The organism is Saccharopolyspora griseoalba (genome assembly GCF_042665275.1).
Classification (GTDB): domain Bacteria; phylum Actinomycetota; class Actinomycetes; order Mycobacteriales; family Pseudonocardiaceae; genus Saccharopolyspora; species Saccharopolyspora griseoalba.
The window spans coordinates 39,635-64,663 of record NZ_JBHTCJ010000002.1; the positions used below are offsets into that span (position 1 = coordinate 39,635).

Genomic DNA, 25,029 nt, shown 5'->3' on the forward strand with positions numbered 1-25,029 from the left:
CGGCCCGCCGCGGACCAGCCCGGCCGGGAGCTCTCGCGAGGTCGGGTCACGCAACCGGGTCGAGCATGCGCGCGACCCGGTAGTCGCAGGAGAGGACCTCGCCGCTGGTCGGATCGCCGAGCTCGACGCGCCAGGAATCGGCGAACTGGTCGACCTCCGGCGCCATCGGGATCGTGCCGGACAGCAGGACCGCGCCGGGCCGCAGTAGATCCCGCTCGCGCAGCTCGTCGAGCCAGTGCTGCGGGGGCAGCAGCTCGGCCAGCGTCCCGCGCTGGATCCGCTCCCCGCCCGCCCACGCGGTGAGCGTCAGCTCGTCGACGCGGTCGGCCACGTCGACCAGGCGCCAGGCCGCATCGCCCAGCACGTCCGGACCCGCCTGCTTGCTCCACGCCACCCCGTGCACCTCCAGGTCCCGGTCGGTGTGGTCGCAGGCGACCGTGAGCAGCACGTCGCGCTCGTCCGGCCCGGCGACGACCAGCGCCCACTCGGCCTCGCCGGAGGTCCGGGCGTGCTGCACCGGCACCTCGCGGGTCTGCATCGCCAGGTAGGGCGCGACCGGGTACAGGCAGGGCGTGCGGCTGGGCGCGGGAACGCCGAGCTCGGCGAGCTCGGCCACGTGCGCGGCCACGTCCTGCTGGCTGCGACCGGCGTAGCCGCCGTTGAGCAGCGCCGAAACCGAGACCTCGACGACCTCGCCGCCGACGTCGAAACGCAGTGGAAACACGACACCCTCCCCATGAGCATACTTCTTGTATACAGTTCGTATCACAGATTGGGCCCGCAGGGCAGGAACGAGACGAGGAGCTCATGACCGTTGCGCCCGCCACCGCGCGGCCCGCGCGCAAGGACCTGTTCAAGGCCTTCGCCGCGAGCCTGAGCGGAACTTCCCTGGAGTGGTACGACTTCGCCGCCTACTCGGTGGCCTCCGCGCTGGTGTTCGGCCAGCTGTTCTTCCCCGAGCACGACCCGCTGTCCGGCACGCTGCTGGCCTTCTCCACCTACGCCGTGGGCTACATCTCCCGCCCGCTGGGCGGTTTCGCGTTCGGCCGGCTCGGAGACACGCTCGGCCGCAAGCGGGTGCTGGTGATCACCCTCCTGATCACCGGCATCTCCACCGTCCTCATCGGACTGCTGCCCACGCACGGCCAGGTGGGCGCGCTGGGCGCGGTGCTGCTGGTGGCGCTGCGCTTCGCCCAGGGCGTGGGCATCGGCGGCGAGTGGGGCGGCGCGGTGCTGCTCTCCAGCGAGTTCGGCAGCCAGGAGCACCGCGGGTTCTGGGCCTCGGCCGCGCAGATCGGCCCTCCCGCGGGCAACCTGCTGGCCAACGGCGTGCTCGCCGCGCTGGCCGCGACGCTGACCTCGGAGCAGTTCATGTCCTGGGGCTGGCGGGTGGCCTTCCTGCTCTCGGCGGCGCTGGTGGTCTTCGGCCTGTGGATCCGGGTCAAGCTGGAGGAGACCCCGGTCTTCCAGGAGCTGCAGCGCAGGGGCGAGCGGGCGAGCGCCCCGATCACCGAGGTGTTCACCCGCGAACCGCGGGCGCTGGTCTCCGGAATCCTCTGCCGGATCGGACCGGACGTGACCTACGCGCTGTTCACCGTCTTCGTGCTCACCTACGTCACCCAGACCCTGGGCATGCCCAAGAGCTGGGCGGTCACCGGGGTGATGACCGGCTCCGCGCTGCAGCTGTTCCTGATGCCGCTGGCCGGCGCGCTGTCCGACCGCCTGGGCAGGCGGCGGGTGTACGCGATCGGCGCGGTGGGCGCGCTGGCGTGGCCGTTCGCCTTCTTCCCGATGATCGGCGACGGCTCGGCCGGCACGCTGATCGCGGGCGTGATCGTCGGGCTGGTGCTGCACGCGCTGATGTACGGCCCGCAGGCGGCGTTCGTCGCCGAGCAGTTCAGCCCGGCGCTGCGCTCCACCGGCGCCTCGCTGGCCTACACGCTGGCCGGGGTGATCGGCGGCGCGCTGGCCCCGCTGCTGTTCACCGCGCTCTACGCGCACTTCGGCACCTGGGTGGCACCGGCCTGCTACCTGGCGGCGACCTGCGCGGTGACGCTGATCGGGCTGGCGCTCAGCCCGCTTGCAGCACGTGCTGGGTCGCGCTGAGATGCTCGGTGATCGCTCTGGCCGCGGCCTCCGCGTCGTCCGCGGCCAGAGCTTCCAGGATCCGCTCGTGCTCGTCGAGGACGGCCTTGCGCCGCCCCTCGGCGCGGAACAGCGCCTCGATGCCCGCCCGCACCTGGCGGGCGCGCAGGCCGTCGTAGGTCTTGCCCAGCATCTCGTTGCCGACGGCCTCGACCAGCGCGGAGTGGAAGCGGTGGTCGTGCTCGATGAACTCGCGCGCCTGGTCCGCGCCGAGCTCGCGCTGGTCGGCGAGTTCGGCGCGCATCCGCTCCAGCGGCACCGCGCCGAGCTCGACGGCCCGCCGCGCGGCGTAGCATTCGATCATGCCGCGGATCTCGAAGAGCTCCCGGATCTCCCGGCCCGCCACGGGCGCGATGTAGGCACCGCGCTTGGGCAGCAGCTGGACGAGCTCCTCGGCGGCCAGCAGCAGGAGGGCCTCCCGGATCGGGGTGCGCGAGACGCCGATCTCGTCGGCCACGGCCTGCTCGTTGACGAACTGACCCTGGTTGGCGGGATCGCTCAGGACGGTGTCCTTGAGGTGGGCGTAAGCGAGTTCACGTCCGGACGGCAAGATTGACCCCTTGCTTGCATATCGTCGGTATACAAGCATCATAGCGGGCTAGCGAAGGGTGGTTGGGAATGCGCATCGCGTTGTGCCAGGTCGTCTCCAGCGCTGATCCGAAGGCGAACCTGGAGCTGGTCTCCGACGGGATCCGGAAGGCCGCCGAGGACGGGGCGGACCTCGCCGTCTTCCCCGAGGCCACGATGGCCTGCTTCGGGGTGAAGCTCGGGCCGCTGGCGGAACCGCTCGACGGCCCGTGGGCCACCGAGGTCCGCGGGCTGGCCGCGGAGGCGGGCATCGCCGTCGTGGCCGGCATGTTCACGCCCGCGCCGGACGGGCGGGTGACCAACACGCTGCTGGTGACGGGGCGCGGCCTGGACGCCGCCTACGACAAGATCCACCTGTACGACGCCTTCGGCTTCGCCGAGTCGCGCACCGTCGCACCGGGTTCCGAACCGCTGGTGGTCGAGCTCGACGGCGTGAAGATCGGCTTCACCACCTGCTACGACGTCCGCTTCGCCGGGCTGTACCAGGAGCTGGCCGACCGGGGCGCTTCGGTGATCGTGACGCCCGCGTCCTGGGGCGCCGGAGAGGGCAAGCGCGAGCAGTGGGAGCTGCTGGTGCGCGCCCGCGCGCTGGACTCGACCTCGTGGGTGGTGGCCTGCGGGCAGGCCGACCCGCGCACCGTCGGCGTCGAGCCCTCCGGCAAGGCGCCCACCGGCATCGGCCACAGCCTGGTGGCCACTCCCCTGGGCCGGGTGCACGAGCAGCTGTCCGACTCGCCCGAGGTCCGCGTGGTCGAGATCGACCCGGACGCCGTCGAGCGGGCGCGGCAGGCGGTTCCGGTGCTGACCAACCGGCGCTACTGAGCCCGGGCGCGCAGCACCAGCGCGGCGACCGCGGTGGCGATCAGCAGGACCGCCGTGGTCAGCGCGCTGCCCTCGACGCCGAACCCGCCCCCGGTGAGGAGGTTCGCCGCGCCGGGCGCGGGTTCGGTGCTCAGCAGCGCGGCTTGCAGGTCCATGCCGGAGACCTGGATGCCCGCGATGTTGCCCTGGCACCAGTTCCACACGACGTGGAAGGCGCACACGCCCCACAACGATCCCTCCGCCAGCGCCCAGCACCCCAGCAGCAGGCCGACCAGCAGCACGTTGACCAGCGGCAGCGCGCCCACGTCGAAGTTGACGCCGTGCAGCAGCGCGAAGACCACCGCCTGGAAGGCGATCGCGGCGAGCAGGCCCCACCTGCGGTGCGCGACCTGCATCAGGTAGCCGCGGGTGATGACCTCCTCGGTGCCGGCCTGCACCGCGAAACCGGCCAGCGCGATCACCACCGCGAGCAGCGGGAACCCCGGCGTCGGAGCGATCTCGTACCAGCCGCCGAGCAGGTTCGCCCCGATCGGCACCGCCAGCAGCAGCACGGCGACCAGCGCGCCCAGCGCCAGATGTCGTCCGATGCGGACGGCGGGGAAGAAGCCGAGGCTGCCCACCCCTCGCCGCTCCTTGACCAGCACCCACAGGGCCAGCAGCCCGGACGCCCCGGCGAAGCCGAGCATCACCACCATCTGCTCGCCGATCCCGAAGTCGGCGTCGGCCAGCTCCGCGAAGGACACCCCGAACACCGGCATCAGCAGCAACGTCACCGGCAACGGCCCCACCAGCAGGCACACCACCGCCACGACCAGCCCCAGCACCGGCCCGGTGGGCCGCCGGGCGCGCTCGATCCCGTCCACCAGGGACGGGGAAACCCGCAGATCCACGAAACCCCCGATCTCGCCGCACCGACCCTAACCACCCCACCAATCCCACGACCGGGCGAACCCGCGGCGAATCGCCTCGAATTCGTCCCCGCGTTCCCGGGGGTTTTCGGCCGACTCGCCGGGGCGGGTTGTCGTCGCGGGCGAGGGGCCCCGCGGGCGAACGAGCTCGCGGGAACCCCTCGATCTCGAAGGCGGGTCGCCGCTACATGTCCAGGCCGAGGTCCAGGGACGGGGAGGAGTGGGTGAGGGCGCCGACCGCCAGGTACTGCACCCCCGTGGCCGCGTACGCGCGGGCGCGGTCGAGGGTCAGGCCGCCGGAGGCCTCGAGCTCCGTGCCCGGCGAGCTGCTGCGGACTCGCCGCACCGCTTCGGCGCACTGCTCCGGGGTGAAGTTGTCCAGCAGGACCAGCGAGACGTCCTCCGCCAGCACCTCGTCGAGCTCGTCGAGGCTGCCCACCTCGACCTCCATCGGCAGCTCCGGAGCGCGCTCCCGGCAGGCGCGCACCGCGTCGACCACCCCGCCGGCGGCCACCACGTGGTTGTCCTTGATCAGCACCGCGTCGCCGAGGCCCATCCGGTGGTTGACCCCGCCCCCGCAGCGCACCGCGTACTTCTGCGCCTCGCGCAGGCCCGGCAGGGTCTTGCGGCTGTCCCGGATCCGGCAGCCCGTGCCGTCCACGGCGTCGACCCACCGCGCGGTCGCGGTCGCGATGCCGGACAGGTGGCACAGCAGGTTCAGCGCCGTGCGCTCGGCGGTGAGCAGGTCGCGCACCGGGGCCTCGACCCGCAGCGCGCAGTCGCCCGCGGCCAGCCGGTCGCCGTCGGCGCGCTCGGCCAGCACCTCGTAGCCGGCGACCACCTCGTCGAGGACCAGCTTCACCAGCGGCAACCCGGCGAGCACGCCCTCGCCGCGGGTGTTGAAGGCCGCCTCGGCGACCGCGTCGGCGGGCACCGTGGCAGCCGTGGTGGCGTCCGGCCCGTAGCGCAGGTCCTCGTCCAGGGCGGTGCGCACCACCTCGCGGGCGCGGTCCAGATCCATCGTCACGCTGCCGTCCTCGCGATTCCCGCCTCGGTGCTGATCAGCCAGCCCGCGGCGTCCAGCCTCAATCCGGTGCTGCGCCGCAGGCGCAGGTCGTCGGTGTCCGGGAAGTCGGTGCGGCGGTGGCAGCCGCGGGACTCCTCGCGCTGCGCGGCCGCGGCCAGCAGCGCCTGCGCGGTCAGCGTCAGCGAGGCGTCCTCCACCGCTCGCCTGCTGCGCATCGGCCGCACGATCGCCGAGCGGTCCAGCGCCTCGGCGGCCGCCGCGAGCCCGTCGGCGCTGCGCCCGATGCCGGCGTACCGGCTCATGGTGCGCTGCAACGAGTCCCGCTCCACCACGGCCAGCGCCGGGGCGCGCACGTCGCCGACGCGCTTGCGGGTGAGCAGCCCGCGGGAGAGGTCCTCGGCCGCCGCGCGCGCCGCGCGGGCGCCGAGCACCAGGCCCTCCAGCAAGCTGTTGGAGGCCAACCGGTTCGCGCCGTGCAGCCCGGTGCGGGCGACCTCGCCCGCCGCGTACAGCCCGGCGACCCCGGTGCGCCCCCGGACGTCGGAGACCACGCCGCCGCAGGAGTAGTGCGCGGCGCTGGCCACCGGGATCGGCTCGGTGCTCGGGTCGATGCCCGCCCGCGCGCAGGAGGCGTGCACGGTCGGGAACCGCCCGGCGAACCCGGGGATCCCGGTGGCGTCCAGGAAGACGTGCTCGGCACCGGTCTCGGCCGCGCGCCGGGTGATCGCCGCCGAGACCACGTCGCGCGGGGCCAGATCCGCCATCGGGTGCACGCCCTCCATCACCCGCCGTCCGCGCACGTCCAGCAGCACCGCGCCCTCGCCGCGCACCGCCTCGGTGACCAGCGGCCGACGACCCCGCGGGCCGCCCTCGGCGTAGAGCACGGTGGGGTGGAACTGCACGAACTCCAGGTCCGACGCGGTGGCCCCGGCGCGCAGCGCCAGCGCCACGCCGTCGGCGGTGGCCACCTCGGGGTTCGTGGTCGCGGCGTAGAGCTGACCGAGACCGCCGGTGGCCAGCAGCACCGCGGGCGCGTGCAGCACGCCCGGCCGGTCCTCGCCGTCCAGGACCAGCGCGCCGGTGATCGCGCCGCGATCACCGCGCAGCAGCTCGACGACCGTGTGCCGCTCCAGCACCGGAATCCCGCCGCCGCGAACGGCCCCGACCAGCGCCCGCTGCACCTCGGCGCCGGTGGCGTCGCCCCCGGCGTGGATGACGCGGAACGCCCGGTGCCCGCCTTCGCGGGTGCGGGCCAGCAGGCCGTCGGCGTCGGCGTCGAAGCGCGCGCCGGCGGCGCGCAGCCGGTCGATCGCCTCGGCGCCGTCGGCCAGGACGTCGCGCACCGCGTCCCGGTCGCACAGCCCCGCACCGGCGGTGAGCGTGTCCTCGACGTGCTTGCCCAGGTCGTCGTCCTCGTCGCGCTCCTCGGGGCGCACCACAGCGATGCCGCCCTGCGCCCAGCCCGTGTTGCCGGCCTCCACGGCGTCCTTGCTGACCACCAGCACGCGCAGGCCCAGCTCGCGGGCCTGCAGCGCGGCGGTCAGCCCGGCCACGCCGGTGCCGACCACGATCAGGTCGGCGCCGGCCTCCCAGGTCACTCGCCGCCCCCGGGCTTGCCGATGGAGATCATCCGCTGCACCGAGGCGCGGGCGCGGTCGGCCACGTCGGCGGGCACGTGCACCTCGTCGGCGCCCTCGCTGAGGCAGCGCAGCAGCGCCGCCGGGGTGATCATCTTCATGTACTTGCAGGAAGCCCGGTCGTTGACCGCGCGGAAGTCGATCTCCGGGGCGGCCTGGCGCAGCTGGTGCAGCATGCCGACCTCGGTGGCCACCAGCACCGACTTCGCACCGGTGTCGCGGGCGGCGGTGAGCATGTCGCCGGTGGACAGGATCTTCACCCGCTCCTCGGCCACCGTGCCCTCGCCGGCGAGGTAGAGCGCGGAGGTCGCGCAGCCGCACTCGGGGTGGATGAACAGGTCCGCCTCCGGGTCCGCCGCCGCGCGCTCGGCCAGCTCGGGACCGTTGATGCCCGCGTGCACGTGGCACTCACCGGCCCAGACGTGCAGGTTCTCCCGACCGGTCTCCCGCTTGACGTGCGCGCCGAGGAACTGGTCCGGGCAGAACAGCACCTCCTGATCGGCGGGCACCGAGCGGACCACGTCCACGGCGTTGGAGGAGGTGCAGCAGATGTCGGTCTCGGCCTTCACCTCGGCGGTGGTGTTGACGTAGGAGACCACGACCGCGCCCGGGTGCTCGGCCTTCCAGGCGCGCAGCTGCTCGGCGGTGATCGAGTCGGCCAGCGAGCAGCCGGCCCGCTCGTCCGGGATGAGCACCGTCTTGTCCGAGCCGAGGATCTTGGCGGTCTCGGCCATGAAGTGCACGCCGCAGAAGACGATGGTGCTCGCGTCGCTGTCGGCCGCGATGCGGCTCAGCGCCAGCGAGTCGCCGGTGTGGTCGGCGACGTCCTGGATCTCCGGCAGCTGGTAGTTGTGCGCCAGGATCACCGCGTCGCGCTCCTCGGCCAGCCTGCGCACCTCGCGCACCCATTCGGCGTCGGCCTGCACTCCGCCGTACCCGGCGTCGGTGCGCTGCCACGTCGCAGTAGCGGCCATCTCGTCCTCACCCCGTCTTGCACCCCGGATCAGCGGCCCCGGGGTTTTCGCCTTAGAATCGAAAACGTGCCACATCCTAACACCGCGGTTCGCCCGAATGGCAGAGACGCAGGTCACGAGGTGCTCGCCGGGGTGCTGCAGGTCCGCGAAGGACGGCTCCAGGTCCTGCTCTGGCAACGCGCGCAGGCGCCCGATCTGCACCGGTGGTCCCTGCCCGGCGGCAGGCTGGCCCCCGACGAGGACGTCGAGACCTCGATCCGGCGGCAGCTCGCGGAGAAGGTCGACGTGCGGCAGCTCTCCCACGTCGAGCAGCTGTCGGTGTTCAGCGCCCCCGCGCGCGTGCCCGGCACGCGGATGGTGGCCACGGCCTTCCTCGGGCTGGTACCGGCCGACGTGGATCCGGTGGTGCCGACCGACACCCGCTGGTGCGCGGTGGACGACCTGCCCGAGACCGCCTTCGACCACCAGGAGATCGTGCTGGCCGCCCGGGACCGGTTGAGCGCCAAGCTCTCCTACACCAACCTCGGCTTCGCGCTGGCGCCCGAGGAGTTCACCGTCTCGGAGCTGCGCGGCATCTACTCGGCGGCGCTGGGCTACCAGGTCTCGGCGACCAACCTGCAGCGCGTGCTCTCCCGCCGCGGCGTGCTGGAGCCGACCGGGCGCACCATGCCCGCGGGTCCCTCGGGCGGCAGGCCACCGGCCCTGTTCCGCTTCACCTCGCGGGACTTGCAGGTCACCGACCCCTTCGCGGTCTTCAAGCCCCCGACCTGACCTCCTCTCTCCCACACCACCCGACCAACTTCCGCCAGAAGCGCCACCCCGGTTGGAAGGCAATTCGGGGCCCCGATTGGGAGGTGAATCGGTGTGCGGATTGGGAGGGGAATCGGGGTGGTGCGGGGGTGGGGTGCGGCTCGGGGGGCTCGTGGTGGAGTCGGCAAGTAGGTTGGTGTCGTGATGGACACTTTGCCGCTGTTCCCGCTGGGGTCCGTGCTGCTGCCGGGTGGCGACCTGCCGTTGCACGTCTTCGAGGCGCGCTACCGAAAGCTGGTGCAGGACCTGCTCAACGAGGAGCTGCCGGACCGCAGGTTCGGCGTGGTGGCCATCCGGCAGGGCTGGGAGGTCGGCGAGGACAACGTCGACTCGATGTACGACGTGGGCTGCACCGCGATCATGGACAACGTCCGCCAGCTGGCCGGCGACCGCTACGACGTCACCGCGCGCGGCGAGCGCCGCTTCCGGCTGCTGCAGATCGACAACGAGTCCGCTCCCTACCTGCTCGCGCACGTGCAGTGGCTGCCCGACGCGACGCCGGAGCCGGACAACCCGGCCCGCCGGGAGCGGCTGACCGCCGCGGCCTGGGACGCGCACGAGCGCTACCACTCCTCCGGGCTGCGCGGCAGCACTCGCCGGACGCCGGACCCGGGCACCGACCCGGCCGACCTGTCCTACGGGCTGGCCGACGACTGCGTGCTCAGCGTCGAGGACCGCCAGGACCTGCTCGCCGAGACCGATCCGATGGTGCGGCTGCGCAACCTGCGCAGGCTGCTGCTGCGGGAAGCCCAGTTCCTCCGCGAGCTGCGCGCCGTGCCTGCCCCGCTGGCCGAGTTCGCCCAGCAGCCCAGCCCGAACTGAGGCCGTCGGGCGGTCCCCTGCCGCTAGGATCGCCGCATGTCTTCACCCGGCGGCCCCTGGGGACCGCAGCACCACCCGCGGCAACCGCACGGGATGCAGTACCGGGGATTCGGCGCGTTCGAGCCACCACCTGCGCCCCCGGAACCGCCGAAGCGGAAGCGCTGGCCCTGGCTGGTCGGGCTGGCCGCTGCCGCCGCGGTGCTGCTCGCGGTGGTCACCGGGGTCGCGTTCCTGGCCACCGGGGAGGAGCAGGCGGAGCCCGCACCGCCACCGCCGGAACCCGCACCGCCGACCGCGGTCAGCACCTCGGCCGACGCGCCGCTGGAGCCGGGCTGGCAGGTCGCGCGGGTGCCGAAGCGGCGAGCGCTCTACGACGTCCCGCCGAACTGGCGGGTCGACCCCAGCCCCAAGGCCGTCCACGGCTTCGGCGAGCCGCACGACGCGGTGACCGTGACCGGCGTGGCCACCTTCCAGCGCGGGTTCTGCCCGGACCAGCCGAACAGCTACCGGGCGACCGCGGGGGTCACCGCGCGCAGCGGTCCGGACGACACCGCCGTGGCCGCCGAGACCTCGCGGCAGTTCATCGCCAAGGCCTACACCCGGGACGGCGTGGCGCCGATCGCGACGCCGGGACCGCCGGAGCACATCCGCCTGCCCGGCGGCGCGCCCGCGGTGCGGATCAACGCGGAGGTCGTCCTGCCCCGCCCGGATCCCTGCGACTCACCGCGCATCGCGGTGTCGGTGGTGGCCACCAACAACGACGGCAGCGGCTCGGTGGTGCTCATCGCCTCGGCGGACCAGGACATCCCGGACGCGGTCACCCCGGCGGCGCTCGACCGCATCGGGACGTCGCTGCGGGCCGGGTGAAGGACCCGCCGCCCGAGCGCGGAGCGCGTCAGCCCAGCCTGCGGCCCAGGTCGTCCAAGCCGTTCCAGGACACGGCCACCCCGTAGCCCAGGGCCACCGCGAAGGGCTGGACCAGCAGCACCCACTGGGTGGTGATCTCCGGGGCGATGGTGATCAGGTCGCCGACCGCCGGGTTCGAGGGCATCGGGTGGAGACCGGCGGCGAACGAGGCGCCCATCGACACCCCGAGCCACGAGGCCACCAGCGAGCCCAGCACGCCGCCGAGCAGCAGCACCGGGCCGCGGCGGCGGCGCATCCGCCACAGCACCGCCGAGGTCAGCAGGCCGGCCGCGAAGGCCAGCAGCGCGAAGATCGCGATGGCGTCGAAGGCGTGGTAGCTCTCCACCATCGGCGCCTCGACCGAGCCGCCCGGGCCGAGCACCTTCTCCTGCGGGGGCGCCAGGCGGGACCACACCCACCCCAGCGGCATCCCGAGCAGCGCGACCAGCGACACCGCGCTGATGGCGGGCAGCAGGTCGGCCTTGACCACGACCTTCGGCGTCGGCGGCGCGAGCAGCGGCAGGAGCGCATCGGCGCCCTCGGGCGCCCCCACGCGCTCGGGCAGGGCCCGTTCCGTCTGGCTGTCAGCCACCCGCCGACCTCCTGCTCGCGCGTCTTGCCTGGTGCGGAGTCACCATAGCGTTTCAGCGCGCGACCGTGTCATCACCCGACGAGAAGGCGGGCCGCGCACATCCACTATTCTGCGCGAGCCCGTGCCGGCCACGCCGAAGGACGAGTGAAGTGGTGGGAATCCTGCCCAGCCCCCAGTTGACGGGACCGAGCCCGGTCGACGCCCCGCGGCAGCCCTCGGCGGTTCGGCTCCCGCTGCGCAACACCCTGATCGAGCTGGTGCTGGGCGCGCTGGTCGCCGGCGTGTTCAGCGTGCTGCTCCAGTTCGCCATCGCCCGGTTGGGCATCAGCGAACCCAGCTTCGCCCCCGAGGCCCTGGCCTCGCTGACCAGCGGCGGAGTGCTCGTGGTGCTGTTCCTGCTGCTGGCCTTCGGCTATCAGCGGCTGCCGCGCTGGACCAAGCTGCTGGGCACCTGGCTGTCGCTGAGCGGCTTCGCCACCTTCGCGCTGGCGATCCCGCTGCAGGCCACCCGCTACTACTACGGCGGCTCGTCGGTGGACAACGGCTTCCGGCTGCAGTACATGACCCGGATGGCCTCCGAGCTGGGCCTGGCCGACATGAACTACCAGGGCGTCGCGCCCTACTACCCGGGCGGCTGGTTCTGGCTGGGCGGCCGGTTCGCGAACCTGATCGGCTGGGAGGGCTGGGCCGCCTACAAGCCCTACGCCCTGGCCTGGGTCGCGGTCACCGCGGTGGTCGCCTTCACGCTGTGGAGCGTGGTGCTGCGCCGCAGGCTGGCGCTGCTGGCCGCGATCGCCACCACGCTCGCCGGGATGCTGCACGGCATCGAGGAGCCCTACGCCTGGCCGTCGGCGGCGTGGCTGCTGCCGGTCGCGGTGCTGGCCTGGCACGCGCTGCGGATGACCGAGCGCGCACCGATCTGGCTGCTGATCGGCATCGGCGCCTACGTCGGCTTCGCCGCGGCGACCTACACGCTGCACTTCGCCTTCGCGGTGCTGATGATCGTGCTGATGGCGGTGCTCATCGGGGTGTTCCGGGTGCACCAGGGCAACGCGCTCGGCCCGGTGGTCAAGCGGCTGTTCCTCCGGCTGGTGCCGATCGGGCTGGTCAGCCTGGTGCTGGCGCTGGTGGTGTGGCTGCCGTACCTGATCTCCACCGGCTTCCTGCTGGACAACCCGCGCAGCGCCGCGCAGCACTACCTGCCCGAGGACGGCGCGTTCTTCCCGCTGCCGATGACCAAGGGGACCGCCTTCGGGGCGCTGTGCCTGGCCGGGTTCGTGTGGATCCTGCTGCGCTGCCGCCGCAGCGAGGTGGCGGCGGCGATGCTGACCACGGTGCTGGCCGTCTACGGCTGGTTCGCGCTGTCCATCCTCGCGCTGCTCGGCAAGACGACCCTGCTGGCCTTCCGGCTCAACGTGATCCTCGACCTCACGCTCGCGGTCGCCGGGGTGCTGGCGCTGCTGGAGCTGGTCGGCTTCCTGCGGGAGAAGCTCGACGCGCGCTACGCCCTGCAGGTCGGCATGGTCGCCTGCGCGCTGGGGCTGGTCGGCGCGATCAGCGTCAGCCAGGGCGCGATGGGCTCGGACCTGGAGGACTCCACCGAGGCCGCCTACGCGGACTACTACCCCACCGGCGACAACGCCAAGGGGGAGCGCGACCCGAACGAGCCGGGCAACTGGTTCGACGCCGAGATCCGGGCCATCGCGCAGCTCACCGGTCGCGCACCGGATCGCAACCTGCTGCTGTCCACCGACTACAAGCTGATGTCGTTCAAGCCCTACTGGGGCTTCCAGCAGGAGACCCCGCACTACGCCAACCCGCTGGCCGACTACGACGCGCGCGCCGCCGAGATCGAGCGCTGGTCGAAGGCCGAGTCCAGCGAGGAGCTGCTGAAGCTGCTGCGCGAGAGCGACTTCCGCACGCCGAACGTGTTCGTGCTGGGCAACCCGGAGAGCCGGTACTCGGAGCTGCGGGGCGAGGACGGCAGCGTTCCCCCGGAGGCCGAGGGCAAGCTGTCGCTGGAGCTCAAGGGCGACGCGTTCCCGCAGAACCCGAACGTCCGCAACTACCAGGTGTACTTCGACCCGAAGGTCTTCGACTCCCCCGAGTTCGCCAAGCGCGAGGTCGGCCCGTACACGATCATCGCCCTCCGGAGGTGAGGACGGGCTCCTCGCCCTCTTTTTCATCAGAAGTCCCGGCGCGCTGCGCGCCGGGACTTCTGATGAAGAAGGGCGAGGTTCAGCGCAGGCGGACCGGGAGCGTCTTGAGGCCGTGGATGAGGGTGGAGAAGCGCCAGCGCACGTCGTCGAGCTCGCCGGCCGGGGCGAGGTCCGGGAAGCGCTCGACGAGCCCGCGCAGCGCGATCTGACCCTCAACGCGGGCCAGCGGAGCGCCCAGGCAGAAGTGGATGCCGTGTCCGAAGGCCAAGTGCCCCTGGGCGTCCCGGTTGATGTCGAAGCGCTCGGGATCGGCGTACCGGTCCGGGTCGTGGTTGGCCGAGGCCAGCCCCACCCACACGATCTCGCCCTCGGGGATGATCACCTCGCCGACGGTCACCGGCTCGGTGGTGTGCCGCAGGGTGCCGTGCATGACCGGGCCGTCGAACCGCAGCGTCTCCTCCACCGCGCCCGCGACCAGGTCCGGGTCGGCCTTCAGCGCCGCCCACTGCTCGGGGTTGCGCAGCAGCGCGAGCACCCCGTTGCCGATCAGGTTGACCGTGGTCTCGTGCCCGGCCACCAGCAGCAGGAACACCATCGAGACCAGCTCGGCCTCGCTGAGCCGGTCGGAGTCCTCGGTGGTCTCGATCAGCGCGGTCAGCAGGTCGTCGGCCGGTCGGGCGCGCTTGGCGGCGATGAGCTCGACGAGGTAGTCGGCCATCGCCAGGCCGGCCCGCCGGGTCACCTCCGGCTCGCTGGCGTCGAGCAGCGCGTTGGTCCACCGCCGGAAGTCGTCCCGCCGGCCCTCCTCGACGCCCAGCAGCTCGCAGATCACCTGGATCGGCAGCGGGAAGGCGAAGGCGTCCAGCAGGTCCACCTCGTCGTGCTCGGACATCCGGTCGAGCAGGTCCGCGGCGATCTGCTCGACGCGGGGCCGCAGGTTCTCCACCCGGCGGGCGGTGAAGGCCTTGACCACCAGCTTGCGCAGCCGGGTGTGGTCCGGCGGGTCGAGGTTGAGCATCTGCTCGCTGAGCGCGCTGTTGAACGGGCGGCGCACCGACCCCTCCGGGTCGATCCGGTCGATGATCTCGCCGGTCCGGCGGAAGTCCTTGGCCAGCCGCGGATCGGTGAGCGCGTTGCGGGCGTCCTCGTAGCGGGTGATCGCCCACAGCGGCAGGCCCTGCGGCGTGACCATCCGCTGCACCGGGGTCTCGGCGCGGATCTCGCGGTACTTCGCGTGCAGGTCGGCGACGAACTCCTCGTCGAAGACCGGCAGCTCGGCGGTGGTGGACATCGGCTCCCTCACGGCTAGGCGGAATGCGATCCTTCAGTTCCAGTGAAGACCGTTAACCGCCGCTTGTCACACCGCTCCCGGGGGAATCGGGCGCGGTTCCCCCGAAGCGAGCAGGAGCCCCGGAACCCGCTCCGCGGGACCGTCGGCGGGGAGGTGTAAGCAGGTACCGAGAACCCCGACCGCGGCCCCGCCGACCGACTCGCAACACGACCGGGAGGCTCCCCGGACACGCCGAGTGAGGCGGCTAGAGTCGGGTGCGAACCGCCTTCGAGATCCCTTCCGGAGATGCCCACGTGTCTGATCAGTTCGTCCACCTGCACGTGCACACCGAGTTCAGCATGCTCGACGGTGCTGCCAAGCACGATGCGCTGTTCTCCGAGGTGGCTCGGCTGGAGCAGCCCGCGGTGGCGATGACCGACCACGGGAACATGTTCGGCGCCTGGTCCTTCCACGACCACGCCAAGAAGGCCGGGATCAAGCCGATCATCGGCATCGAGGCCTACGTGGCGCCGGAGAGCCGGTACCACAAGAAGCCGGTGTTCTGGGGCTCGCGCGCGACCACCGGCAAGAAGGCCGAGGGCGAGGAGGGCGGCGACGTCTCCGGCGGCGGCGCCTACACCCACATGACGATGCTCGCGCAGAACAGCACCGGGCTGCGCAACCTGTTCAAGCTGAGCTCGCTGGCCTCCGTGGAGGGCTTCTTCCGCAAGCCGCGGATGGACCGCGAGCTGATCGCGGAGTACTCCGAGGGCATCATCGCGACCTCCGGCTGCCTGGCCGGCGAGGTGCTCACCCGGCTGCGCCTCGGCCAGAAGCAGGAGGCCATGCAGGCCGCCTCGGACTACAAGGACATCTTCGGTCCCGACCGGTTCTTCATCGAGGTCATGGACCACGGCATCCAGATGGAGCGGAACATCCGCGGCGAGCTGGTCGATCTCGCCAGGCAGCTCGGCCTGCGCACCGTGGCCACCAACGACAGCCACTACGTCACGGCCGACCAGGCGGGCCACCACGACGCGCTGCTGTGCCTGCAGACCCGCTCGATGCTGGCCGACACCGACCGGTTCAAGTTCCAGGGCGACGGCTACCACATCAAGTCCTCGGCGGAGATGCGCGAGTACTGGGACGCCGAAGTCGCCGACGCGTGCGACTCGACCCTGCTGATCACCGAGATGGTCGAGGGCTACGACGAGGCCTTCGCGGCCACCAACCGCATGCCCCAGGCCAAGATCCAGGCCGGCCGCACCGACGTGGAGGTGCTGCGCGACGAGGTCGAGGAGTTCATCCCGACCCGCTTCCCGGACGGCGGCTTCACCCAGGAGTACCGCGACCAGCTGGAGTGGGAGCTCAAGGTCATCACCGAAAAGGGCTACAGCTCGTACTTCCTGGTCGTCGGCGACATGATCCGGTGGGCCAAGAACAACGGCATCCGGGTGGGTCCGGGTCGCGGCTCGGCGGCCGGTGCGCTGCTGTCCTACATCCTGCACATCATCGACATCGACCCGCTCAAGCACGGCCTGCTCTTCGAGCGGTTCCTCAACCCGGAGCGCGACTCCCCGCCGGACATCGACATCGACTTCGACGAGCGCCAGCGCGAGCGGGTCATCCAGTACGCCAAGGAGAAGTACGGCGAGGAGTACTTCGCCAAGGTCATCACCTACGGCACGATTAAGACCAAGGCTGCCTTCAAGGACGCCGCGCGGGTGCACCTCGGGCAGCCGGGCTTCCAGGTGGCCGACCAGTTCTCCAAGGCGCTGCCCGCTCCGGTGGCGGCCAAGGACATCCCGCTGTCGGGCATCGTCGACCCCGAGCACGAGCGCTACCCGGAGGCCGCCGAGGTCCGCTCGCTGATCGAGAACGACCCGCAGATCGGCAAGATCTTCGACACCGCGCGCGGACTGGAGGGCCTGATCCGCAACGCGGGCGTGCACGCCTGCGCGCACATCATCTCGCGGGAACCGCTGCTGGACGTGCTGCCGCTGTGGAAGCGCGACGACGGCGAGATCATCACCGGCTGGGACGGCCCGCAGTGCGAGGCGGTCGGCCTGCTCAAGATCGATATCCTCGGGCTGGTCAACATGACCACCATCGACGACACCGTGCGGATGGTGAAGGCCAACCACGACCAGGTCGTCGAACCGCTCGAGATCCCGCTCGACGACGAGAAGACCTACGAGATGCTGGGGCGCGGCGAGAGCCTGGGCGTGTTCCAGCTCGAAGGTGGCGGCATGCAGTCGCTGCTCAAGCGCATGCAGCCGACCCGCTTCGGCGACATCGTGGCCTGCGTGGCGCTGTACCGGCCGGGCCCGATGGACGTCAACGCGCACCTGGACTACGCCGACCGCAAGAACGGCAAGAAGCCGGTCGAGCCGATCCACCCCGAGCTCGACGAGCCGCTGCAGGAGATCCTGGGCGAGACCTACGGTCTGATCGTCTACCAGGAGCAGATCATGGCGATCGCGCAGAAGGTCGCCGGCTACACCCTCGGACAAGCCGACCTGCTCCGGCGCGCGATGGGCAAGAAGAAGAAGGAGGTGATGGACGAGCAGTTCGCCAAGTTCGAGGCCGGCATGAGCGAGAACGGCTACTCGAAGGAGGCGATCGACCAGCTCTGGGCCACCGTCCTCCCCTTCGCCGGCTACGCGTTCAACAAGTCGCACGCCGCCGCCTACGGCCTGGTGACCTACTGGACGGCCTACCTCAAGGCGCACTACCCGGCCGAGTACATGGCCGCGCTGCTGACCGCGAACAGCAACAACAAGGACAAGACCGCGGTCTACCTCTCCGAGTGCCGCCGGATGGGCATCCAGGTGCTGCCGCCGGACGTCAACGAGTCCATGGTCGAGCACACCGCGGTGGGCGGGCGGATCCGCTTCGGCATGGGCGCGATCCGCAACGTCGGCTCCAACGTGGTCGAGTCGATCATCTCCTCGCGCGAGGAGCGGGGCGGGTTCAGCTCGTTCACCGACTTCCTGGACAAGATCGAGATCACCGCGTGCAACAAGCGGGTCATCGAGTCGCTGATCAAGGCCGGTTCGTTCGACTCGCTCGGGCACACCCGGATGTCGCTCAACGCCCACCACGAGGCCGCCGTCGACGCGGTCATCGGGCTCAAGCGCCAGCAGGCGATGGGGCAGTTCGACCTCTTCGGCGGCGGCGACGAGGCGCCCAGCGACGACACCTCCCCCCTGGCCCACCTGCAGTTCACCGACGAGGAGTGGCCGCGCAAGCAGCTGCTGGCCTACGAGCGCGAGATGCTGGGCCTGTACGTCTCGGCGCACCCGCTGGACGGCGCCGAGCGGCTGCTCGCGCCCTACCAGGACACCAGCATCGCCGAGCTGGTCGGCGGAGAGCGCGAGCCCAGCGGCTACGGCGGCAAGGAGCAGCAGCCCAAGATCGCCGGGATGATCTCCGGCATCCAGCGGCGGCTGAACAAGAACGGCCAGCCCTGGGCGATCGTGACGCTGGAGGACTTCGAGGCCAGCATCGAGGTGCTGTTCTTCCCCAAGTCCTACGAGATGTTCGCCGACTGCCTGGTCGAGGACAACGCGCTCGCGGTCAAGGGCCGGGTCAACGAGCGCGAGGGCGAGATCAGCGTGTTCGCCTCCGACGCGGTCCCGATCGACATCACCGCGGCCGAGACCGACCCGGGCAGCGAACCGCCGCTGGTGCTGCGCGCCGACGCCAAGAAGCTCAACGCCGAGGTGATCAGCGAGCTGCGGCAGACGCTGACCGCGCACAAGGGGACCACCCCGGTGCACGTCCACCTCGGCACGACGCGGCTGGAGCTCCCGCGCTGGCCGGTCAACGTGTGCACCGAGCTCGTCTCCGAGCTCAAGTCGGTCCGCGGGATCGCCGTGGAGCGCGCCGGGGCCTGACGACCGGAGCGCGAGCCGCACGGCCTCCCGGCGACCGCGCCGCTGGGAGGCCGTGCGCGTACCGCACCCGACTCCACCGACCGGCTGCTCGGCGCAGCCGGGGAAGCGCTCGTGCTCTGCCACCGGCGCCGCCGAGCACGACGACCCCAGCAACGAGCTGTCCAGGCACCGGGTAGCGTGATCAGACGTGACTGGCCCGGATCCTGTGGACGTACGACTGCTCAGCGCCGTCGCCGAGATGGGCCGCGCGGCGATCCCCGACCTCGCGACCCGGCTCGGCATGGACGTGCGCGACGTCGCCGCGCGGCTGGCCGCGCTCTCCACCACCGGGCTCCCGCTGATCGTCGGCGTCGAGTGCGATCCGCAGGGCATCCGCAACGCCGTGGCAGCCGCCCAGCAGTGGGCCGCGCAGCACGGCGCGGCCAGCGGTCCGCACGGGATGCCCCCGCACTCGGGGCCGCAGCAGGTCCCGCCGCAACCCCCGATGACCTCGGGCGGGCCTTCGACGCCGCAGCACAGCGGCCCGCAGCCGATGCCGCCCGCGCAGCCGATGAACTCCTGGGGCCCGCCCGCCTCGGCCGGGTGGGTGCGGGCCGAGCAGCCGCTCGCCCCGGTGCCGCAGACCGGGCGGATCGGCAGCAAGCTCCAGGTGTCCGGTCCGGACGGCGAGCGGCTGACCATCGGGCTGGTCGAGGTCGTCGACCCGGCCGACTTCCTGTTCACCGCGGCCGGCCACGAGCTGCGGCCCGGCGAGCGCGCGGTCGTGGTGCACACCGAGCTGACCAACCGGGGGCAGCAGCCGCTGGCGGCGCCGCCCGACCAGAACCTGGAGCTGGTGGCCGAGGACGGCTCGACGATCGGCAAGGCGCCGGTGTCGCTGTCCTCCCGGCCGCCGCACCGCGCCGGCGTGCAACCGGGCCAGACCGCGGGCGGGCACACGATCTACGTGCTGCCGGAGGCCACCGAGCTCACCGCGGTGCGCTGGGCGCTGCACCCCGGCAACCCGCAGTTCACGCTGACCTGGGACATCACCGAGCTCTAGGGGCCACGGGCGGCGCGGGCACCGGCGGTGGCTCCAGACCGGCGCGAGCCCGAGCGGGCCGCTAGCCCCGGCGGAAGAAGCCCATCCGGCGCGGGCGCTCGCCGCGCTCCCGGCGCTGCAGCGAGGGCCACTCGCCCGCCTCGCCCTCGCGGTTCTCGCGGGGCTCGGGCGCGCCCAGCACCGAAGGCGCCGCGGTGCCCACGTCCTCGGCCTTGATCAGATCGCCCAGGCCGATGCCCTCCGGGGGCGTGTCCAGCTCGGCGTTCGGATCCACCGCGGGCATCCCCCGCGGCGGCGTCGGCGCGTCCGAGCCCGCGAACTCGTCCCGCTCAGCCATGGCGACCCCCTCGCTGTCCGACGATCTAGGACCACGGTACCCGGCAGCGCTGGCGGTGTGGCCCGGAACCGCGACCGCGCGCCGAACTCAGGCGTCCTGGGCGCGGAGTTCGTCTAGGGCGTGCTGCAGGTCGTCGGGGTAGTCGCTCTCGAACTCGACCCAGCCGCCCGCGGGGTGCTCGAAGGCCAGGGCGCGGGCGTGCAGCCACTGCCTGCTGATGGCGAGCTTGCGGGCCAGCACCGGGTCGGCGCCGTAGGTCAGATCGCCCACGCAGGGGTGCTTGACCGCCGAGAAGTGCACCCGGATCTGGTGCGTGCGGCCGGTCTCCAGCTTGACGTCCACCAGCGAGGCGGCGCGGAAGGCCTCCACGGTCTCGTAGTGCGTGACGCTGGGCTTGCCGCCGGTGACCACCGCGAACTTGTAGTCGTGCCGCGGGTGCCGGTCGATCGGCGCGTCGATGGTGCCGCGGCTGGGATCCGGGTGGCCCTGCACGATCGCGTGGTAGCGCTTCTCCACGGTGCGCTCCTTGAAGGCGCGCTTGAGCACCGTGTAGGCGTGCTCGCTCTTGGCCACCACCATCACGCCGGTGGTGCCCGCGTCGAGCCGGTGCACCACGCCCTGGCGCTCGCCCGCGCCGGAGGTCGCGATGCGCACGCCCGCGGCGGCCAGCCCGCCGACCACGGTCGGGCCCTCCCAACCGGGGCTGGGGTGCGCGGCCACGCCGATCGGCTTGTCCACCACGACGATGTCGTCGTCCTGGTGCAGGATCTTCAGGCCGTCCACCGGAACCGCCACGACCTGGGGCCCCTGGTCGGGCTCGGGCAGCGTGACCTCCAGCCAGGCGCCCGAGAGCAGGCGGTCGGACTTGCCCACCGGGCTGCCGTCGACCAGCACGTCACCGGACTCGACCAGACCGGCCACGGCGCTGCGCGACAGGCCGAGCAGCTTGGACAGCCCGGCGTCCACGCGCATGCCCTCCAGGCCGTCCGGGACCGGCAGGGTTCGCAGCTCGCTCACGACTCTCGGGCCTTCTTCTTGCGGACCACGGTTCCGTCGTAGTCGCGCCCCAGCAGGGACAGCAGCACGACCAGCACGCCGCCGACCACGATGCAGCTGTCGGCGACGTTGAACACCGGCCACACCTGCCCGCCGGGCGCGAGGAAGGACAGGAAGTCCACCACGTGGCCCTGCAGCGGCCCCGGCGCGCGGAAGATCCGGTCCACCAGGTTGCCGCAGGCACCGCCGAGCACCAGGCCGAGCCCGACCGCCCAGCCCGCCGAGCGCAGCTTGGGCGCCAGCCACACGATCACGCCGACGACCACGATCGCCAGCAGCGCCAGCACCCAGGTCAACCCGGTGGCCAGCGAGAACGCCGCGCCCGGGTTGCGCAGCACGTCGAGGTAGAACAACCCGCCGAGCACCTTCACCGGCGGGTGCCCCTCCAGGTTGGCCACCACGGCCACCTTGGTGAGGACGTCGATCACCAGGGCCACCACGGCGATGCCGAACAGCAGGACCAGCGGCTTGCCCACCCCGCGCCGGGGTGCGTCATCGCTGGTCGCGGGCTCCTTGGCCGCCGGCTCCTCGGGCGAATCGCCCTCCGCCGACGACCACTGATCAGAGGACTGGTCGGTGCTCACGTCACCATTGTCCCCGACCCGCCCGGAACGCCCGCCCCGGGACCGGTGCGGACCCGCGGTTCCGCCCGGAACCGCGCGGACGATCCGGGCGCGGACCGCCGCGCGGCTCCCGGCGGAGCCGCTCGGGTCAGCGGCGCGAGATGGCGACCTTGATCTCGGTGCCCTCGCCGACCGAGCCGGTGGCGCCCTCGGCGACCTCGCCCAGCGCGAGCTCGTCGGCCAGCGTCTCGCCCGCGATGAACTCCCGGTGCGCCTCGATCGCCGAAGCCGCCTCGGCCGGGGCCTCGACGCGCACCGCGATCCGATCGGAGACCTGCAGGTCGGCGTCCTTGCGGGCCTGCTGGACCACGCGCACCACGTCGCGGGCCAGCCCCTCGGCGGCCAGTTCCGGGCTCACCTCGGTGTCCAGCACGACCAGGCCGTTGCCGTCCGGCAGCGCGGCGGCCGCGCCCGGGTCGGTGGAGACCAGCTTCTCGGTGTACTCGCCGTCGAGCAGCTCGATGCCCGCGGCGATCACCGCGCCGCCGCTGCGGTGCCACTCGCCCGCCTTGACCGCCTTGATCACCTTCTGCACGTCGCCGCCCAGGCGCGGGCCCGCGGCGCGCGCGTTGACCGCGATCTCGAAGTGGCCGTGCGCGGCCACGTCGGTGCTCAGCTCCAGGCCCTTGACGTTGACCTCGTCGGTGATCAGGTCGGCGAACGGGCGCAGCGCCTCGGCCTCCGGCGTGGCCACCACCAGCTCGGCCAGCGGCAGCCGCACCCGCAGCTTGTTGGCCTTGCGCAGCGCCAGCGCCGAGGAGCAGATCTGCCGGACCTGGTCCATCGCGGAGACCAGCGCCGCGTCCGCGGGCAGCTCGTCGACCAGCGGCCAGTCGGTCAGGTGCACCGAGCGGCCCCCGGTCAGCCCGCGCCAGACCGCCTCGGCGGTCAGCGGCAGCAGCGGGGCGACCACCCGGCAGGTCACCTCCAGCACCGTGTGCAGGGTGTCCACCGCGTCCTGGTCACCGGCCCAGAACCGGTCGCGGGAGCGGCGCACGTACCAGTTGGTCAGCACCTCCAGGAAGTCCCGGACCGAGGCGCAGGTGGTGGCCAGGTCCAGCGCGTCCATCGAGGACTGCACGTCGCCGACCAGCTCGTGGGTCTTGGCCAGGATGTAGCGGTCCAGCACGTGCTGGCTGTCCGTGCGGAACCTGCCCTCGACGCCCTCGGCGTTGGCGTACAGCGCCAGGAAGTACCAGGAGTTCCACAGCGGCAGCACCGCCTGGCGCACCGCGTCGCGGATGCCGCGCTCGGTGACCACCAGGTCGCCGCCGCGCAGGATCGGGCTGGCCATCAGGAACCAGCGCATCGCGTCCGAGCCGTCGCGGTCGAAGACCTCGTTGACGTCCGGGTAGTTCTTCTTGGACTTCGACATCTTCTGGCCGTCGTGGCCCAGCACGATGCCGTGCGCGACGACGTTGCTGAACGCCGGCCGGTCGAACAGCGCGGTGGCCAGCACGTGCAGCGTGTAGAACCAGCCGCGGGTCTGGCCGTTGTACTCGACGATGAAGTCGCCCGGGTAGTGGTGCTCGAACCACTCGGCGTTCTCGAACGGGTAGTGCACCTGGGCGAACGGCATCGACCCGGACTCGAACCAGCAGTCCAGCACCTCCGGCACCCGCCGCATCGTGGAGCGGCCGGTCGGGTCGTCCGGGTTGGGCCGGGTCAGCTCGTCGATCTCCGGGCGGTGCAGGTCGGTCGGCCGCACCCCGAAGTCGCGCTCCAGCTCGTCGAGCGAGCCGTAGACGTCGGTGCGCGGGTAGTTCGGGTCGTCGGAGACCCACACCGGGATCGGCGAGCCCCAGTAGCGGTTCCGCGAGATGTTCCAGTCGCGGGCGTTCTCCAGCCACTTGCCGAACTGCCCGTCGCGGATGTGCGAGGGCACCCAGTTGATCTGCCGGTTGAGCTCGACCATCCGGTCCTTGAACTGGCTGACCGAGACGAACCAGGAGGTCACCGCGCGCTGGATCAGCGCGTTGTCGCAGCGCCAGCAGTGCGGGTAGGAGTGGTCGTAGGTCTCGTGCCGGAGCAGCAGCCCCCGCTCCTTGAGGTCCTTGGCGATGTGCTTGTTCGCCTCGAAGACCTGCATGCCCTGGTACGGCGGCACCTCGGCGGTGAACTCGCCGCGCGCGTCGACCGGCACCACCGGGACGATGTTCGCGGCGTCGGTGACCACCTTGTCGTCCTCGCCGAAGGCGGGCGCGATGTGCACGATCCCGGTGCCGTCGTCGGTGGTGACGTAGTCGGCCTGGAGCACCTGGTGCGCGTTCTCCCGGCCGAGGAAGAAGTCGAACGGCGGCTGGTAGCGGGCGCCCAGCAGCGCTGTCCCCTTGAAGCGGGCCAGCACGTGGTCGGCGACGTCCTCGCCCAGCTCGCGCGCGTAGGCGCTCAGCCGCGCCTCGGCCAGCACGTAGCGCTCGCCGTTGACCGGCGAGTTGACCAGCACGTAGTCGATGTCGGGGTGCACCGCGGCGGCGAGGTTGGACGGCAGCGTCCACGGGGTGGTCGTCCACACCAGGGCCAGCGCGCCGTCGAAGGCCTCGCCCGGGGCGGTCAGCCGCAGGCCCACGGTCACCGCCGGGTCCTGCCGCGGCCGGTAGCCGTCGTCCATGCGGGTCTCGGTGTTGGACAGCGGCGTCTCGCAGCGCCAGCAGTACCAGAGCACGCGGTGCCCCTCGTAGACCAGGCCCTTGTCCCAGAGGGTCTTGAAGGCCCACATGACGCTCTCCATGTAGGACAGGTCGAGCGTCTTGTAGTCGTTCTCGAAGTCCACCCAGCGGGCCTGGCGGGTCACGTAGTCCCGCCACTCCTGGGTGTAGCGCAGAACCGAGGTCCGGCAGGCCTCGTTGAACGCGGCCACGCCCATCTGGTCGATCTCGGCCTTGGAGGTGATGCCGAGCTGCTTCTCTGCCTCGACCTCGGCGGGCAGCCCGTGGGTGTCCCAGCCGAAGCGGCGCTCGACGCGCTTGCCGCGCATCGTCTCGTAGCGCGGGACCGCGTCCTTGACGTAGCCGGTGAGCAGGTGACCGTAGTGCGGCAGCCCGTTGGCGAACGGCGGGCCGTCGTAGAAGACGAACTCGTTGGCCCCGTTCGCGCCCGCCTCGCGGGCCTCCACCGAGGCCCGGAAGGTCCTGTCCTCGGCCCAGAAGTCCAGCACCTGGCGCTCGACGACCGGGAACGCGGGCTGGGCCGCCACGCCGCGCTCGTCGGGGTCGCCGAAGGAAACCTTGGGGTATGCCATCGCGGAGCTGCTCCTCGCAGATCTGTCGTCTTGCCGCCGCCGTCATGGCGGGGACGACATCCACGAGCTCGCCCGTGGATCCGCGGTACCACCCCGCTTGCCCTCGCGCGATCGCCGAGGACCACTCATCTGCCGGCTGTGACGGGCCGGACCCGTCCGGTTCTACTGAGG

20 protein-coding genes are annotated in these 25,029 nt (G+C 72.1%); 8 read left to right on the forward strand and 12 right to left on the reverse strand.

The genetic code is table 11. From position 1 onward, the window contains the following. Positions 1-46 precede the first annotated feature (46 nt). On the reverse strand, positions 47-724 hold the full coding sequence (locus tag ACFQRI_RS04335) for a DUF2848 domain-containing protein (RefSeq protein ID WP_380664685.1): 678 nt from the start codon (positions 722-724) through the stop codon (positions 47-49). Positions 725-807: 83 nt separating this feature from the next. Between ACFQRI_RS04335 and ACFQRI_RS04340 the strand changes: the two genes are divergently transcribed. Further along, a complete protein-coding gene (locus ACFQRI_RS04340) occupies positions 808-2,106 on the forward strand; it encodes an MFS transporter (RefSeq protein ID WP_380664687.1) in 1,299 nt (432 codons plus the stop codon). Here the strand turns inward: ACFQRI_RS04340 and ACFQRI_RS04345 are convergent. Next, on the reverse strand, positions 2,072-2,695 hold the full coding sequence (locus ACFQRI_RS04345) for a GntR family transcriptional regulator (RefSeq protein ID WP_380664689.1): 624 nt from the start codon (positions 2,693-2,695) through the stop codon (positions 2,072-2,074). The genes ACFQRI_RS04340 and ACFQRI_RS04345 overlap by 35 nt on opposite strands. Positions 2,696-2,763: 68 nt before the next feature. Between ACFQRI_RS04345 and ACFQRI_RS04350 the strand changes: the two genes are divergently transcribed. Beyond that, the gene (locus tag ACFQRI_RS04350) at positions 2,764-3,555 is read left to right on the forward strand and encodes a carbon-nitrogen hydrolase family protein (protein WP_380664690.1); all 792 of its coding nucleotides are present in this window, start codon (positions 2,764-2,766) and stop codon (positions 3,553-3,555) included. On the opposite strand, the gene ACFQRI_RS04355 is transcribed toward ACFQRI_RS04350, so the two are convergent. The 4 genes from ACFQRI_RS04355 to nadA form a co-directional block, all read right to left on the reverse strand. Continuing rightward, entirely contained in the window at positions 3,549-4,445 is an 897-nt protein-coding gene (locus tag ACFQRI_RS04355; protein WP_380664692.1) for a CPBP family intramembrane glutamic endopeptidase, read from the reverse strand. The two genes, ACFQRI_RS04350 and ACFQRI_RS04355, sit on opposite strands and share 7 nt — an antisense overlap. 202 nt (positions 4,446-4,647) lie before the next feature. Further along, complete coding sequence (nadC, locus tag ACFQRI_RS04360; protein WP_380665527.1) at positions 4,648-5,484, reverse strand: carboxylating nicotinate-nucleotide diphosphorylase; 837 nt, start codon at positions 5,482-5,484, stop codon at positions 4,648-4,650. A gap of 2 nt (positions 5,485-5,486) precedes the next feature. After that, positions 5,487-7,088, reverse strand: coding sequence for an L-aspartate oxidase (locus ACFQRI_RS04365; protein ID WP_380664694.1), 1,602 nt, complete (start codon positions 7,086-7,088; stop codon positions 5,487-5,489). Next, positions 7,085-8,101: a quinolinate synthase NadA gene (gene nadA / locus ACFQRI_RS04370; RefSeq protein ID WP_380664696.1), complete on the reverse strand. Its 1,017-nt coding sequence runs from the start codon at positions 8,099-8,101 to the stop codon at positions 7,085-7,087. The genes ACFQRI_RS04365 and nadA overlap by 4 nt, the downstream gene beginning before the upstream one ends. A gap of 120 nt (positions 8,102-8,221) precedes the next feature. Here nadA and ACFQRI_RS04375 point away from each other — a divergent pair, with 120 nt between their 5' ends. From ACFQRI_RS04375 to ACFQRI_RS04385, 3 genes are all read left to right on the forward strand, one after another. After that, complete coding sequence (locus ACFQRI_RS04375; RefSeq protein WP_380665529.1) at positions 8,222-8,872, forward strand: NUDIX hydrolase; 651 nt, start codon at positions 8,222-8,224, stop codon at positions 8,870-8,872. A gap of 183 nt (positions 8,873-9,055) precedes the next feature. Beyond that, positions 9,056-9,733 carry an LON peptidase substrate-binding domain-containing protein gene (locus ACFQRI_RS04380; RefSeq protein WP_380665531.1) on the forward strand — a complete coding sequence of 226 codons (678 nt, stop codon included), beginning with the start codon at positions 9,056-9,058 and terminating at the stop codon, positions 9,731-9,733. 36 nt (positions 9,734-9,769) lie between these two features. Beyond that, entirely contained in the window at positions 9,770-10,600 is an 831-nt protein-coding gene (locus ACFQRI_RS04385; protein WP_380664698.1) for a DUF8017 domain-containing protein, read from the forward strand. A gap of 28 nt (positions 10,601-10,628) precedes the next feature. Here the strand turns inward: ACFQRI_RS04385 and ACFQRI_RS04390 are convergent, their stop codons facing one another. Then, a complete protein-coding gene (locus ACFQRI_RS04390; RefSeq protein ID WP_380664700.1) occupies positions 10,629-11,231 on the reverse strand; it encodes a DUF2567 domain-containing protein in 603 nt (200 codons plus the stop codon). Between the two features lie 152 nt (positions 11,232-11,383). Between ACFQRI_RS04390 and ACFQRI_RS04395 the strand changes: the two genes are divergently transcribed. Beyond that, positions 11,384-13,390 carry an arabinofuranosyltransferase gene (locus ACFQRI_RS04395; RefSeq protein WP_380664702.1) on the forward strand — a complete coding sequence of 669 codons (2,007 nt, stop codon included), beginning with the start codon at positions 11,384-11,386 and terminating at the stop codon, positions 13,388-13,390. Between the two features lie 79 nt (positions 13,391-13,469). On the opposite strand, the gene ACFQRI_RS04400 is transcribed toward ACFQRI_RS04395, so the two are convergent. Beyond that, positions 13,470-14,681, reverse strand: a complete 1,212-nt coding sequence (locus tag ACFQRI_RS04400) for a cytochrome P450 family protein (RefSeq protein ID WP_380664703.1) — start codon at positions 14,679-14,681, stop codon at positions 13,470-13,472. Positions 14,682-14,974: 293 nt separating this feature from the next. Between ACFQRI_RS04400 and dnaE the strand changes: the two genes are divergently transcribed. After that, positions 14,975-18,559, forward strand: a complete 3,585-nt coding sequence (gene dnaE, locus ACFQRI_RS04405) for a DNA polymerase III subunit alpha (protein WP_380664705.1) — start codon at positions 14,975-14,977, stop codon at positions 18,557-18,559. A 187-nt stretch (positions 18,560-18,746) separates the two neighbouring features. Next, complete coding sequence (locus ACFQRI_RS04410; RefSeq protein WP_380664707.1) at positions 18,747-19,601, forward strand: AsnC family protein; 855 nt, start codon at positions 18,747-18,749, stop codon at positions 19,599-19,601. A 61-nt stretch (positions 19,602-19,662) separates the two neighbouring features. On the opposite strand, the gene ACFQRI_RS04415 is transcribed toward ACFQRI_RS04410, so the two are convergent. The 4 genes from ACFQRI_RS04415 to ileS all read right to left on the reverse strand — a co-directional run bounded on the left by ACFQRI_RS04415 (position 19,663) and on the right by ileS (position 24,858). Next, the gene (locus ACFQRI_RS04415; RefSeq protein WP_380664709.1) at positions 19,663-19,938 is read right to left on the reverse strand and encodes a hypothetical protein; all 276 of its coding nucleotides are present in this window, start codon (positions 19,936-19,938) and stop codon (positions 19,663-19,665) included. Positions 19,939-20,025: 87 nt separating this feature from the next. Beyond that, positions 20,026-20,910 (reverse strand): RluA family pseudouridine synthase, encoded by an 885-nt coding sequence (locus ACFQRI_RS04420; RefSeq protein WP_380665533.1) that lies wholly within the window; start codon positions 20,908-20,910, stop codon positions 20,026-20,028. Positions 20,911-20,951: 41 nt separating this feature from the next. Then, the gene (gene lspA / locus ACFQRI_RS04425; protein WP_380664711.1) at positions 20,952-21,578 is read right to left on the reverse strand and encodes a signal peptidase II; all 627 of its coding nucleotides are present in this window, start codon (positions 21,576-21,578) and stop codon (positions 20,952-20,954) included. 127 nt (positions 21,579-21,705) lie between these two features. Next, positions 21,706-24,858 carry an isoleucine--tRNA ligase gene (gene ileS, locus ACFQRI_RS04430; RefSeq protein WP_380664713.1) on the reverse strand — a complete coding sequence of 1,051 codons (3,153 nt, stop codon included), beginning with the start codon at positions 24,856-24,858 and terminating at the stop codon, positions 21,706-21,708. Between the last annotated feature and the right edge of the window lie 171 nt (positions 24,859-25,029).

Bases quoted from the DNA above. Each gene is read 5' to 3' on its own strand.
- ACFQRI_RS04340 (WP_380664687.1), top strand. From the start codon at position 808: ATGACCGTTGCGCCCGCCACCGCGCGGCCCGCGCGCAAGGACCTGTTC.
- ACFQRI_RS04350 (WP_380664690.1), top strand. From the start codon at position 2,764: ATGCGCATCGCGTTGTGCCAGGTCGTCTCCAGCGCTGATCCGAAGGCG.
- nadC (WP_380665527.1), bottom strand. From the start codon at position 5,484: ATGGATCTGGACCGCGCCCGCGAGGTGGTGCGCACCGCCCTGGACGAG.
- nadA (WP_380664696.1), bottom strand. From the start codon at position 8,101: ATGGCCGCTACTGCGACGTGGCAGCGCACCGACGCCGGGTACGGCGGA.
- ACFQRI_RS04380 (WP_380665531.1), top strand. From the start codon at position 9,056: ATGGACACTTTGCCGCTGTTCCCGCTGGGGTCCGTGCTGCTGCCGGGT.
- ACFQRI_RS04385 (WP_380664698.1), top strand. From the start codon at position 9,770: ATGTCTTCACCCGGCGGCCCCTGGGGACCGCAGCACCACCCGCGGCAA.
- ACFQRI_RS04400 (WP_380664703.1), bottom strand. From the start codon at position 14,681: ATGTCCACCACCGCCGAGCTGCCGGTCTTCGACGAGGAGTTCGTCGCC.
- ACFQRI_RS04415 (WP_380664709.1), bottom strand. From the start codon at position 19,938: ATGGCTGAGCGGGACGAGTTCGCGGGCTCGGACGCGCCGACGCCGCCG.
- ACFQRI_RS04420 (WP_380665533.1), bottom strand. From the start codon at position 20,910: ATGCGCGTGGACGCCGGGCTGTCCAAGCTGCTCGGCCTGTCGCGCAGC.
- ileS (WP_380664713.1), bottom strand. From the start codon at position 24,858: ATGGCATACCCCAAGGTTTCCTTCGGCGACCCCGACGAGCGCGGCGTG.